Annotated in this window: 12 protein-coding genes; 9 read left to right on the forward strand and 3 right to left on the reverse strand. The window is 66.1% G+C overall.

What is annotated here, in order from left to right:
* Positions 1 to 200 precede the first annotated feature (200 nt).
* Complete coding sequence (locus GGR16_RS05130) at positions 201 to 1,223, reverse strand: zinc-dependent alcohol dehydrogenase (protein ID WP_183315890.1); 1,023 nt, start codon at positions 1,221 to 1,223, stop codon at positions 201 to 203.
* Positions 1,224 to 1,476: 253 nt separating this feature from the next.
* On the opposite strand from GGR16_RS05130, the gene GGR16_RS05135 reads away from it, so the two are divergent.
* From GGR16_RS05135 to GGR16_RS05145, 3 genes are read left to right on the forward strand one after another with little or no spacing between them, the layout of a single operon-like run.
* Positions 1,477 to 3,261, forward strand: coding sequence for a PHA/PHB synthase family protein (locus tag GGR16_RS05135; protein ID WP_183315891.1), 1,785 nt, complete (start codon positions 1,477 to 1,479; stop codon positions 3,259 to 3,261).
* A gap of 6 nt (positions 3,262 to 3,267) precedes the next feature.
* The gene (locus GGR16_RS05140; protein WP_183315892.1) at positions 3,268 to 4,668 is read left to right on the forward strand and encodes a bifunctional enoyl-CoA hydratase/phosphate acetyltransferase; all 1,401 of its coding nucleotides are present in this window, start codon (positions 3,268 to 3,270) and stop codon (positions 4,666 to 4,668) included.
* Positions 4,665 to 5,888 carry an acetate/propionate family kinase gene (locus GGR16_RS05145; protein ID WP_019400201.1) on the forward strand — a complete coding sequence of 408 codons (1,224 nt, stop codon included), beginning with the start codon at positions 4,665 to 4,667 and terminating at the stop codon, positions 5,886 to 5,888. Before GGR16_RS05140 ends, GGR16_RS05145 begins: the two co-directional genes overlap by 4 nt.
* A gap of 505 nt (positions 5,889 to 6,393) precedes the next feature.
* Here the strand turns inward: GGR16_RS05145 and GGR16_RS05150 are convergent.
* Positions 6,394 to 6,723 carry a hypothetical protein gene (locus GGR16_RS05150; RefSeq protein ID WP_183315893.1) on the reverse strand — a complete coding sequence of 110 codons (330 nt, stop codon included), beginning with the start codon at positions 6,721 to 6,723 and terminating at the stop codon, positions 6,394 to 6,396.
* Positions 6,723 to 7,220, reverse strand: a complete 498-nt coding sequence (locus tag GGR16_RS05155; RefSeq protein ID WP_183315894.1) for a 3TM-type holin — start codon at positions 7,218 to 7,220, stop codon at positions 6,723 to 6,725. Before GGR16_RS05155 ends, GGR16_RS05150 begins: the two co-directional genes overlap by 1 nt.
* 133 nt (positions 7,221 to 7,353) lie before the next feature.
* On the opposite strand from GGR16_RS05155, the gene GGR16_RS05160 reads away from it, so the two are divergent.
* The 6 genes from GGR16_RS05160 to GGR16_RS05185 all read left to right on the forward strand — a co-directional run bounded on the left by GGR16_RS05160 (position 7,354) and on the right by GGR16_RS05185 (position 11,925).
* Positions 7,354 to 7,575, forward strand: a complete 222-nt coding sequence (locus GGR16_RS05160; RefSeq protein ID WP_183315895.1) for a hypothetical protein — start codon at positions 7,354 to 7,356, stop codon at positions 7,573 to 7,575.
* An 8-nt stretch (positions 7,576 to 7,583) separates the two neighbouring features.
* Positions 7,584 to 8,117 (forward strand): DUF4326 domain-containing protein, encoded by a 534-nt coding sequence (locus GGR16_RS05165; RefSeq protein ID WP_183315896.1) that lies wholly within the window; start codon positions 7,584 to 7,586, stop codon positions 8,115 to 8,117.
* 2 nt (positions 8,118 to 8,119) lie between these two features.
* Positions 8,120 to 8,725 carry an MT-A70 family methyltransferase gene (locus GGR16_RS05170; RefSeq protein WP_183315897.1) on the forward strand — a complete coding sequence of 202 codons (606 nt, stop codon included), beginning with the start codon at positions 8,120 to 8,122 and terminating at the stop codon, positions 8,723 to 8,725.
* 301 nt (positions 8,726 to 9,026) lie between these two features.
* Positions 9,027 to 9,704 (forward strand): winged helix-turn-helix transcriptional regulator, encoded by a 678-nt coding sequence (locus GGR16_RS05175; RefSeq protein WP_246372821.1) that lies wholly within the window; start codon positions 9,027 to 9,029, stop codon positions 9,702 to 9,704.
* Between the two features lie 161 nt (positions 9,705 to 9,865).
* Entirely contained in the window at positions 9,866 to 10,993 is a 1,128-nt protein-coding gene (gene wecB, locus GGR16_RS05180) for a non-hydrolyzing UDP-N-acetylglucosamine 2-epimerase (protein WP_183315898.1), read from the forward strand.
* 77 nt (positions 10,994 to 11,070) lie between these two features.
* Positions 11,071 to 11,925 (forward strand): ABC transporter permease, encoded by an 855-nt coding sequence (locus GGR16_RS05185; RefSeq protein ID WP_183315899.1) that lies wholly within the window; start codon positions 11,071 to 11,073, stop codon positions 11,923 to 11,925.
* The last annotated feature ends 1 nt before the right edge of the window (position 11,926 follow it).

Genomic DNA, 11,926 nt, shown 5'->3' on the forward strand with positions numbered 1-11,926 from the left:
TTGATACCAACCGCGTGGCCGCCTCCGTCGCCGCCATCGAACTCGGGCTTGCCCGAGTTCGACATTTGGAAATCGAAGTCGGGCGAGCCCGACTTCGCAGCGCCACCTCCCCCGTGCGGGGGAGGATCAGCGCGCAGCAATTTGAAGCCACTATGCCTTGAGTTCCGGCTGCGGCGACGGGGCCGTCGCCGCCGGAAGGCTCAGGCGAGGTCGAGGACGACCCGGCCGTCGATGGCGCCGGCTTCCATGCGCTCGAAGACATCGTTGACGTTGTCGAGCCGGTCCCAGGAGAAATGGGCCGCGACGGCGCCGTCGCCGGCGAAGGCGAGCGCCTCCTCGAGGTCCTGGCGCGTGCCGACGATGGAGCCGCGCACGGTGATGCGCTTCAGCACCGTGTCGAAGATCGGTATGGCGAAGCGGCCGGGCGGCAGGCCGACGAGAGCCATGGTGCCGTGCGGGCGCAGCACACCGAAGGCCTGCTCGAAGGCGGCGGGCGAGACCGCCGTCACGAGGACGCCGTGCACGCCACCGACGCGCTGCTGGAGCTCGGCGACAGGGTCGCTCTCGCGTGCGTCGATGGCGATCTCCGCGCCCAGCGACCTGGCGAGCTCCAGCTTGTCGGGATGCACGTCGATGGCCGCGACATGCATGCCCATGGCGCGCGCATACTGCACGGCCATGTGCCCGAGCCCGCCGATGCCGGAGATCGCCACCCATTCGCCGGGCTTCACCTCCGTCTCCTTGAGGCCCTTGTAGACCGTGACCCCGGCGCAGAGCACCGGCGCGGCCGGCCCCCAGGCGAGGTTTTCCGGCAGCCGGCCGACGTAGTTCGGGTCGGCGAGGGCATATTCGGCGAAGCTGCCGTTGACGGAATAGCCGGTGTTCTGCTGCTTGCCGCACAGGGTCTCCCAGCCGGTGCGGCAATGGGGGCAGTAGCCGCAGGCCGTGTGCAGCCAGGGAACGCCGACGCGGTCGCCCTCCTTCACGCGCTTCACGTCGCGCCCCACGGCGGCGACCGTGCCGACGCCCTCGTGGCCGGGAATGAACGGAAGCGTCGGCTTGACCGGCCAGTCGCCCTTCACCGCGTGCAGGTCGGTGTGGCAGACGCCCGTCGCCGCGATCTTGACGAGGATCTGGTCCGGCCGCGGCTCCGGCACCGTCCATTCCTCGATGGCGAGAGGCTCGCCGAACACCCGCGCTATGGCGGCTTTCATCTTGGGCATGGCACACTCCTTCGGTTGAACCCTGCGGGTGAGAGGCGGGCGAGGCCGCGGCCTCGAGAACGATCGCGGCGGCTTCCGGGTTGTCGTCACATTGAAGCGGATCATGTCTGAGAGCCGCGATCATGCGTCGGCACGGCCGGGGTCTGCTTTGTGCGAGATCAAACGATGGGGTTGCCAGGCGTGCCATTGTGCGGCGCAGCGCGGAAATGCCCGACGTGAAGGCCTGCGGTCGGGCTGGACAGAGGAACGCGAGATGAACGATCCCCGTCACCCCCGGACCTCGACGGCACACACGTGTCGCGACGAAAGCCTGGGACTGGAGGGCTACCGCGCCCTGGACCGCATGCGCGAGGCGCTGACGGGGGCGATGACCGGCGGAATCTCGCCGACCTCGCTGGCGCTTGCCCTGTTCGACTGGTCGATCCATCTCGCCGCGGCGCCGGGCAAGCGGCTGGAGCTCATCGACAAGGCGGTGCGCAAGACCGGGCGCATCGCCGCTCATGCCGCCGCGGCGGCAACCCAGCCCGACACGCCGCCCTGCATCGAGCCGCTGCCCGGCGATCATCGCTTCCGCGCCGAGGGCTGGCGCAAGCCGCCGTTCAGCCTGTGGGCCCAGGCCTTCCTGCTGCAGCAGCAATGGTGGCACAACGTCACCCGCGAGGTGCCCGGGGTGAGCCCGCACCACGAGGAGGTCGTCTCCTTCGCCGTGCGCCAGGTGCTCGACATGTTCTCGCCGTCGAACCTCCCGCTGATGAACCCGGAGGTGCTGGAGAAGACGATCGAGACCGCCGGCGCCAACTATCTCGAAGGCTTCTCGAACTTCGTCGAGGACGTCACCCGCCAGGCGACCGGACAGGTTCCCGTCGGGGCGGACGCCTTCCAGCCGGGCCGCGACGTCGCGGTCACTCCGGGCAAGGTCGTCTTCCGCAACCACCTGATCGAGCTCATCCAGTACGCGCCGGCGACAGAGACGGTGCTGGCCGAGCCGGTGCTGATCGTGCCGGCGTGGATCATGAAGTACTACATCCTCGACCTCTCGCCGGAGAACTCGCTCGTCCGCTATCTCGTCGGGCAGGGACACACGGTCTTCTGCATCTCCTGGCGCAATCCCGACGCCGCGGACCGCGACCTCTCGATGGACGACTACCGGCGGATGGGGGTGATGGCGGCGCTCGACGCCATCAATGCCATCGTGCCCGACGTGAAGGTCAACGCGGTCGGCTATTGCCTCGGCGGCACGCTCCTGTCGATCGCCGCGGCGGCCATGGCCCATGGCGGTGACGATCGTCTCGCCTCGATGACGCTGCTCGCCGCGCAGACGGACTTCACCGAGCCGGGCGAGCTGGCGCTCTTCATCGACCACAGCCAGATGCACTTCCTCGACAGCATGATGTGGAACAGGGGCTATCTCTCCGCCGACCAGATGGCGGGCGCCTTCCAGCTCCTGCGCTCCAACGACCTCGTCTGGTCGCGGCACATTCGCGAATATCTGATGGGTGAACGCGCGCCCATGTTCGACATCATGGCCTGGAACGCCGACACGACCCGCATGCCCTACCGCATGCACGCCGAATATCTGCAGCGCCTCTACATCGACAACGAGCTGGCGAGCGGCCGCTTCATGGTCGAGGGGCGCCCGGCGGCCCTGCAGAACATCCGCGTGCCGATGTTCGTCGTCGGCACGGAGCGCGACCACGTGGCGCCGTGGCGCTCCGTCTACAAGGTGCACCAGCTCTGCGACACCGACATCACCTTCGTCCTGACGAGCGGCGGCCACAATGCGGGGATCGTCAGCGAGCCGGGGCATGCCGGCCGCACCTTCCGCACCGGCCTCAAGGAGGCCTCCGCGCTCTACCTCGGCCCGGACGAGTGGCTGGCGGCGGCGACGGTGAAGGAGGGCTCCTGGTGGACGGACTGGGCGGCCTGGCTCGCGGAGCGGTCGGTGGGCGAGCGGGTCGCGCCGCCGGCGATGGGGGCACCGCGCAAGGGCTATCCGCCCCTCGCCGATGCCCCGGGCACCTACATCTTCCAGAGGTGATGCGGCATGAGCGATTTCCTGCGCAACCGCACTTTCGAGGAGCTGCGTCCGGGCGACCGCGCCTCGCTGGTGCGTGTCGTCGGCCGTGACGACATCGACCTGTTCGCGGCCGTCTCGGGCGACGTCAACCCGGCCCATCTCGACGCGGCCTTCGCGGCGACCGACATGTTCGGCCACGTCGTCGCGCACGGCATGTGGACGGCGGCGCTGGTCTCGGCCGTGCTCGGCACAGAGCTTCCCGGCCCGGGCACGATCTACCTCGGGCAGGAGCTGAAGTTCCTGAAGCCGGTCGCCCCCGGCGACACCATCACCGCGCGGGTGAGCGTGCGGGAGAAGCGCCCCGAGAAGCGCATCGTCCTTCTCGACACCGTCTGCACCAACCAGCGGGGCGAGGAGGTCCTGAGCGGCGTCGCGACGGTGATCGCGCCCGAGCGGCGAATCGAATGGCCGCGCAAGCGCCTGCCGGATGTCTCGCTGCGGCGGCACGACCGCTACGAGGAATTCGTGGCCAAGGCGCGCAAGGCGCCGCAGGTCCGCGCGGCCATCGTCCATCCCTGCTCCGTCGCCGCCATGAAGGCGGCCGTCGAGGTGCGGGACGAGGGCCTGCTGGAGCCGCTCCTGATCGGGCCGGAAGCGAAGATCCGCGCCACGGCGGAGGCGGCGCAGGTATCGCTCGACGGCATCACGCTCGAAGCCGTGCCGCACAGCCACGCGGCGGCCGCGCGTGCCGTCGAGCTCGCCGTCGCCGGCGCGGTGTCCGTCCTCGTCAAGGGCAGCCTGCACACGGACGAGCTGCTCGGCGCGGTCGTGGCGCCGTCCTCAGGCCTCAGGACCGAGCGCCGCATCAGCCATGTCTACGCCATGGATGTGCCGGCCTACGACAAGCCGCTCATCGTCACCGACGCGGCGGTCAACATCCAGCCGACGCTCGACCACAAGCGGGACATCTGCCAGAACGCCGTCGACCTTCTGCGCGTCCTCGGCATGGAGGTGCCGCTCGTCGCCGTGCTCGCCGCCGTCGAGACGGTCAATCCCAAGATGCCGTCGACGCTCGACGCGGCGGCGCTGACCGTGATGGCGGCCCGCGGCCAGATCACCGGCGCCCGCGTCGACGGGCCGCTCGCCTTCGACAATGCCATCAGCCCGGATGCCGCGCGCACGAAGGGCATCGTCTCGCCCGTCGCCGGCCGGGCCGACATCCTGCTGGTGCCGGACCTCGAGGCCGGCAACATGCTGGCCAAGCAGCTCATCTATTTCGCCGGCGCGACGGCCGCCGGGCTCGTCCTCGGCGCCCGCGTGCCGATCGTCCTGACGAGCAGGTCCGATCCCCTCTCGGCGCGGATCGCCTCGGCGGCGCTCGCCAGGCTCGCTGCGGCGCCTCGCCCCCCGCAGGGAGTGGGCGCATGACGGGCGATCTTCTCGTCACCTTCAACGCCGGCTCGTCCACGATCAAGATCGGCCTGTTCGAGGCCGGCGCGGGGAGGGCGCGGCGCATCGCCCGGGGCGTCATCGACCTGCGCCGCGCGCCGCCGATGTTCCGGCTCGACGAGGGGCCGCAGCCCTTCGAAACGGCGCTAGCGGCGCCCGCCGAGGACGTGCGGGGCCTTCTGGCCGAGACCTTCGGCCTCGTCGGCCGGCATGTCGACCTCGGCCGGGTGAGGGCGGCGGGCATCCGGGTGGTGCACGGCGGCGGCACCTTCACCGGGCCGGTCCTTATCGACGACGATGTCGTCGATAAGCTCGACGAACTGACAATTCTGGCGCCGCTGCACCAGCCGCAGAGCCTGCGCATCATCCGCGGCATCCGGCACCTGCGGCCCACGCTGCCGCTGTGTGCCAGTTTCGACACCGCCTTTCACCAGAGCCAGGCCGATATCGTGCGCCGCTTCGCCTTGCCGCGGGCGCTCCACGACGAGGGAATCAGGCGCTACGGCTTCCATGGCCTGTCTTACAAGTTCATCGCTGGCGAACTCGCCCGCCGCGTGCCCGAGAAGGCCGCCGGCAAGGTCGTCGTCGCCCATCTCGGCAGCGGCGCCAGCCTTTGCGCACTCGAGGGCGGCGTGAGCCGGGACACGAGCATGGGCTTCTCGACGCTCGACGGCATTCCCATGGCGACGCGCTGCGGCGCGCTCGATCCGGGTGTCCTCCTCCATCTCATGGGGCAGAAGGGGATGCCGCTCGCCGCCGTCGAGGACCTTCTCTACCATCGCTCGGGCCTTCTCGGCGTCTCCGGCATCAGCGCCGACAGCCGCGTTCTCCTCGACAGCCGGGATGTGCGGGCCGAGGAGGCGATCGCGCTCTTCAGCTTCCGCATCGCGGGCGAGATCGGGCGCCTCGCCGTGACGCTCGGCGGCCTCGACGGTGTCGTCTTCACCGCGGGCATCGGCGAGAATCAGCCGCGCATCCGCGCCGAGGTCTGCGCGCGGCTGGCCTGGCTCGGTCTCGCGCTCGATATGGGCGCCAATGCCGCCAACGCCCCGCGCATCAGCACGGAAGACAGCCGCATCGCCGCCTTCGTCATCCCGACCGACGAGGAGCAGGTGATCGCGGATGAGACCCTGGCCGTCATCGGCGGTGCGGACGGGCAGGGCGGCGGGCCCGCCGGGCGCGATTCCCTCCAAGCGTGATTCTCAAATCACCCCTATCGCCTTGCGAACAGCGCACGTGGGGCCATCCCATCCGGGAGGTGATCACCGGGGCCGCGATGAGAATCGGCAGGGCGGCAAAGCTCACCTGATGAGAGCTGCCGAGCGGGGCTTCAAATCCTGATCAAGATCGGCGGGAGGTTCTCGTGTGATCCTGCGTCGAGCTACATACAATCTCGCGCGCCACATGCCGCCAAAGACATGCCCACGTCAGTCACGACGGAGGCCGGCGCGAATCTAAGGCGATCGGCGCGATCTGAGGCATCACAACGATTTTGGGAGGAAGAAGGTGGCTCCCCGAGCAGGATTCGAGACCTCGACGGGTATGGGCCTAACTATTTGAAAAAACAGCAGGTAGTCGGTGCCGACGGGCGTAAATGTTATCCATAATGTTACACGTTCGGCTCCCCGGCGGGCGCCCTTGGCATCACAAAATGACCTGCCGACGCCGCGCCGCCGGCAGGCCGGAAGAGGGCAGTAGGCGCTGTCAGGGGGACCGACTGCGCCGCCTCTCGATCAGCGTCTCCATCGCCCTGTCGATGCGCTCACCCAGCCGTTCGATAGCGGCCGCCATGCGCTCCTCGCTCGCAACGAGGCGCTTTTCGACGCGCGCCACGGCCTCTGCCGAAACAAACGTCTTGGCCGCCTCGAGCTTGTCGGCCGCGACCTCCTCCTTGAGCTTGTCGACCCGGCTGTGCAGGTCCCGGATCGACGACCGGCCATCACGCCAGACCCACACAATCGGCGCGGCCGCCGCGGTGAGGACGCCGGCGAGAAGCGCGATCTCCTGCCATTCGACCGTTGGCCCAAGCGCCATCATCGTCCCCCCATGACGCTCTTGAGCGTGTGACCGCCGCCGTAGATCGTCAGCCAGATGCCGCTGAAGGCGAGCAGGTGCTCGTAAGGAACGAGCGGGATCGGCACGGGCGCGAAGACGCTCGCGAGCGGCCCAAGCATCGCATTCCACAGCCACATGCCGATGAGCAGCCAGCTCATGGCGGGGCGCCAGCCGGAGTGCCACATACCCTTGGCGCCTTCGTCCGTGGCGAGCGCAGCTTGCGCCTTGCTCGCCTGAAGCATGTATTCGGCCCAGCGGTCGCCCTGTTCGGCTTCGACCTGGCGCACAACGCCGCTTGCGCCCGGCTGGGCGAGCGCATCGGCTACAGCTTCCGGCGTCGCCTCGACGCCGAGGGCTTCCGCCACGGCCGTGCCGATGATGCCGCCGATCGTAGCGCCGGCCGGGCCGCCAAGTGCGGTGCCGAGGACCGGGGCGCCTGCCTTGATGAGGGTGCCAGCAAGATCTGCCCACTGCATGGTCAGCCCTCCATCGCCGCGGCGGAAAGCGCGCGGGCCCGCTGCGCTTGGATGGGCGTGGGCCGTTGTCGAGCTGTTCGGGCACCGGCGGCTTGCCGGGCGCATCCGTGAGGAGGAGCGGTTCGGCGCCAAGATGCTGCGCATCGACATTCCCGTGAAAGGCGATCCCGCCGTCAACGGCTGGACGACGCAGTTCTACGGCGGCGCGGCCATCTTTTCCGTCACGTTCACGGACGAGGCCGCGGTGATGCGGATCAATCGACCCTACGAGCCGTACCGGGCGCAACTGACGGTACGCGAGGGCTTCGCCGATCCGGACGACGAAATGAGCGTCGCCGGCGACGACGAACTCTGAGGTCCGCTATGCCGCTTCCCCGCCGTCACCAGCGTAGCCGCGCCAAGGGCGCCCGACTTCCCGAGGGCGTCGTCTATGTCGGAAGGCCCTCGAAATGGGGCAGCCCGTTCGACATCCGCTCGCCCGCGGTCACCGCCATGCTCAATCACGCCATCGAGCGGACGAAGGAGCAGTACCGCAGCGCGCCGCGCCAGTGGCGCCGGCGGATGCCGCGGACGGCCAAGAACCGCCAGTGGGCAGCCAAGGAGCTGTATCGCAGCTGGTTGCTCGGGACGCTCCACGAATTGCCGGAGCCCATCCGGGCCGCGTTGCCGGCGCAACTGCCGGTGCCGCCCTCGATCGAGGAGATGGCGGCCGAGCTCGGAGGGCGGGAAATCGCCTGCTGGTGCGCCGTGGACGCTCCGTGCCACGGCGACGTGCTGCGGCTCGGGGCCAAGGCGGGTCGCCTCGCGATCACCATCAACTCGCCGCCGCCAGACATCTACGGTGTCACGCCGTCCGACCTTAAAGAGCGGCTGCCGCCGATGTTCCTCGGGAGGTAACCGTGACCGAGCTCCTCCCGCCCGACCACATCTTCGCCGGCCTGCGAGCCGCGGGATACCGGACGATCTACATCGATCCGCCGTGGAAATTCTCGTCGGGCCCTAGCCGAAACCCGCGCCGCCACTACCCGACTATGAACGTCGAGGACATCAAGGCGTTGCCCGTGTCCGACCTGGCCCATCCAGACGGCTGCCGCCTGCTCATGTGGATCACGGTGCCGCTGTTGCACCGCATGCGTGAGGTGCTGGACGCCTACGGCTTCCGCTACTCCTCGGCGCGCGTCTGGGCGAAGCTCTGGCCGTCGGAAGACGAGATGTTCATCTACCCGAATTCGCTGGCCCGGGGCACGGGCTACGAGGTCATCGGCAACTGCGAGCTCCTCGTCATCGGCAAGCGCCATCGCCCAAAGCGGCTCGGCAACATCAAGCCCGCTTCGCTCTTCTTCGCCCGCCGGCGCGAGCACAGCCGCAAGCCCGACATGATCCGCGACGAGATCGCGCGCCTCTATGAGGGCCCGCGGGTCGAGATCTTCGCGCGCACGCAGCATCCGGGCTTCGACGTCTGGGGCAGCGAGACGATGAAATTTACGCCGCTGCCCACCTTATGATCCTGCTGCTAGCGCCGCGCCAATCTGTGGATATGGCTTGCCGCCATCGATTCACAAAAGCGCTTCATTGACGCCGTCCTGGCAATCGCATCCTGAGCCTCTCCGCAGCGTGCCGGTGCTGACAGCCGCGACGTCCGGCATAGGCGCTCGCGTTTGCCTACGATGGCATTTCGGCTCCGAGTCCTGTAAGCGCGCCATTTCTGAAAGTTCGGCGAGCCCGAAGTTCACGACATGAAATTCATTTCTTGACGTTCAGATTTTGAATAATTATCAGGGCCACCGTTTGGATGGCGCTGGGCTGATGAATAAGATCCCCACGGAAGTTGACCTTGAGCTCCTGTCCTCGCTCGAGCGCGGGGAAGTGGTGACGCAGTTGTCTTTGTCGCGTCGAATCGGCGTCTCGATCGGGCTCGTGAACGCGTTGTTGAAACGCGCGATCAGAAAGGGGTACGTGAAGGCAAGGGCAGCGCCATACAAACGTTATGTGTACTATCTGACGCCGAGCGGCTTTTCGGAGAAGAGCCGCCTCGTGGCAGACTATCTCGATATCTCTCTCCGTTTCTTCCGAGATGCGCGCGCGCAGTATGCCGATGGGCTCCGGTGGCTCGAGGTTCGTGGGTGGCGACGCGTGGTTCTGGTGGGTGGGGGTGAGTTGGCCGAGATCGCGATCCTTGCTGTGCGTGACAATGAGGGTGAGGTCGTCGCAGTCGTGGACGCAGAAACGAATCGTAGCCGCGTAGCGGGCGTTCCGGTGGTTCGAGCGCTTGACGAGGTGGGGACCTACGATGCGGTGGTGGTGACCGACAGCCGTTGTCCCCAAGCGACGTACAATTTCCTCGTTGAGAAGGTTGGTTCGGAGCGGGTCCTTGCCCCAGCGTTGCTGAGAGTCTCCGAACTTGGCGCCGGGAAGAAAGGCGCTGAAGAGCCCGACCGGAACCATGAGTTGCCTTCGAGCGACAGTGCAGTGTCGCAGATATGAAGGGCGTGACCGCCCGGGTGCGACGTCGGTGCGCTGGCATGTGACAAGCTCTTGTCATTCTTAGCGAACGCGACGGGCGAGCTTGCCGGTCGCGAGTAGATGCAACGGACGGTGTCGCCCGACCTGCGATGCCGAGCAGCAGTGATGTTTAGAGAAGGCAAATGCGAGTACTGATCATTTTCGGCACCAGGCCCGAGGCCATCAAAATGGCACCCTTGGTCACGAAGCTGTCGCAGACGGACGGTGTCGAGGTCGGCATCTGCGTTACGGCCCAACATCGGCAGATGCTCGACCAGGTGCTCGAACTGTTCGGAATTCAGCCGCACTATGATCTGGACATCATGCGCGATGGTCAGGGCTTGGGCTACATCACGGCGGAAGTGATTACTCGTCTGAAGGCGGTATTCGCGAGCTTCCGGCCTGACTGGGTGATCGTCCAAGGAGATACATCGACCACCTTCGCGGGGGCCTTGGCCGCCTTCTACGAGAAGGTGAAGGTCGCTCACGTCGAAGCTGGACTGCGGACTGGCAACATCGAGTCGCCTTGGCCAGAGGAGATGAACCGCATCCTCACGACGCGGCTGTCGGCGCTTCATTTTGCGCCAACCGAGGATGCGCGCGGCAATCTGGAGCGCGAAGGGGTGCCGGGAGACCGGATCGTGGTGACCGGAAATACCGTCATCGATGCGCTCTTTCAGACGCTCGAGAAGATCGACGCAGATGCAGGCTTGCGGTCGAAACTGGACGACCGGTTTCCATTTCTCTCGGATCTGAGGGGGCGCAAGCTGATCCTGGCGACGGGACATCGACGTGAGAACTTCGGCGGCGGGCTGGAACGCATGTGCCGAGCGCTGGCGAGACTTGCCGACCGGGAGGACGTTGTCGTCGCGTACCCGGTGCATCTGAACCCTGTGGTTCAGGAGGCTGCCAACAAAGTTCTGCATGGAAGAACGAACGTCCATCTGCTTCCGCCGCAGGACTACTTGCCGTTTGTCCGCCTGATGCGCAGCGCCCACTTCATCATCAGCGATTCCGGCGGAATCCAGGAGGAAGCCCCCTCGATCGGCAAGCCCGTTTTAGTTACTAGGGACACCACGGAGCGGCCGGAGGCCGTCGCCGCCGGAACAGTGGCGTTGGTGGGGACTGACGTGGACGCTATTGTGCGCAAGGCGTCCCAACTGCTCGACGATCCGAGGGCCTACGAAGCGATGAGCTTTGCCCACAATCCCTATGGAGATGGGCATGCATCGGAGCGCATCACCGAGCGGATCCTTCAGGAAGGCTTGTGAGCTGTTGATCATTTCACAAGGCCAACGCTCCGCCTCGAACAGAATTAGCTCTCGGGTGGCTGTAGGAATGAGTTTCAATGAATAGTCAGGCGCCAATAGGTCTTGTGAATCCGCATGCGGTCCCGAGTATCGCCTTTGGGGAGATTATGCGGACAGCAGCCCGCAATCGTGGCCTGATTGCAGCCTTGATCCTCCGAGAGGTGGCAAGCCGCTACCGTGGATCTGGGCTTGGACTGATATGGGCGGTGCTGAACCCGCTCATTATGGTTGGGATTTACACCTTTGTGTTCGGGGTCGCTTTCAAGGCGCGCTGGGCAGGAGGAACGGGAGCCACGGTCGAATTTGCATTGCTGCTCTTCTGCGGATTGATCGTCTATAATGTTTTGTCTGAGTGCCTTGTGCGCGCCCCGGTACTTATTACAAGTAATCCAAATTACGTTAAGAAGGTAATATTCCCGCTGGAGGTGCTTCCATTTGTTCTGGTCGGCGCGGCTCTGTTTAATGCGCTGGTCAGTTTTGGCGTTTGGTTTGCCATCTGCAGCTTCTTCTTCCGGCTTCCGAACGCCACGATAATATTTGTACCCTTGGCCCTGGTACCGCTGGCCGTCCTGGCACTCGGGGTCGGATGGCTACTGGCATCGCTGGGTGTATTCGTGCGCGATCTGGCGCAAGTCGTACCGTTTGTGGCCACCATGTTGCTGTTTCTTTCGCCGGTCTTCTATCCGGTTGCAGCTTTGCCGGAGGTCATCCGGCCGTTCGTTTATTTCAACCCCTTAACGCTCCCAATCGAAACGGTTCGGCAGTTGTTGTTCCTGGGGGGCGCAATAAACTGGCCGGCGTGGGCAGTTTTTTGCATTGGTAGCACCCTATTCTGTTATGCGAGCTTTGTATGGTTCCAAAAAACCAGAAAGGGCTTTGCCGATGTCGTCTAAT

This window comes from Chelatococcus caeni, assembly GCF_014196925.1.
Classification (GTDB): Bacteria; Pseudomonadota; Alphaproteobacteria; order Rhizobiales; family Beijerinckiaceae; genus Chelatococcus_A; species Chelatococcus_A caeni.

Coding starts and splice junctions, on each gene's coding strand:
- GGR16_RS05130 (WP_183315890.1), bottom strand. CDS start 1,223: ATGCCCAAGATGAAAGCCGCCATAGCGCGGGTGTTCGGCGAGCCTCTC.
- GGR16_RS05135 (WP_183315891.1), top strand. CDS start 1,477: ATGAACGATCCCCGTCACCCCCGGACCTCGACGGCACACACGTGTCGC.
- GGR16_RS05140 (WP_183315892.1), top strand. CDS start 3,268: ATGAGCGATTTCCTGCGCAACCGCACTTTCGAGGAGCTGCGTCCGGGC.
- GGR16_RS05145 (WP_019400201.1), top strand. CDS start 4,665: ATGACGGGCGATCTTCTCGTCACCTTCAACGCCGGCTCGTCCACGATC.
- GGR16_RS05150 (WP_183315893.1), bottom strand. CDS start 6,723: ATGGCGCTTGGGCCAACGGTCGAATGGCAGGAGATCGCGCTTCTCGCC.
- GGR16_RS05155 (WP_183315894.1), bottom strand. CDS start 7,220: ATGCAGTGGGCAGATCTTGCTGGCACCCTCATCAAGGCAGGCGCCCCG.
- GGR16_RS05160 (WP_183315895.1), top strand. CDS start 7,354: ATGCTGCGCATCGACATTCCCGTGAAAGGCGATCCCGCCGTCAACGGC.
- GGR16_RS05165 (WP_183315896.1), top strand. CDS start 7,584: ATGCCGCTTCCCCGCCGTCACCAGCGTAGCCGCGCCAAGGGCGCCCGA.
- GGR16_RS05175 (WP_246372821.1), top strand. CDS start 9,027: ATGAATAAGATCCCCACGGAAGTTGACCTTGAGCTCCTGTCCTCGCTC.
- wecB (WP_183315898.1), top strand. CDS start 9,866: ATGCGAGTACTGATCATTTTCGGCACCAGGCCCGAGGCCATCAAAATG.
- GGR16_RS05185 (WP_183315899.1), top strand. CDS start 11,071: ATGAATAGTCAGGCGCCAATAGGTCTTGTGAATCCGCATGCGGTCCCG.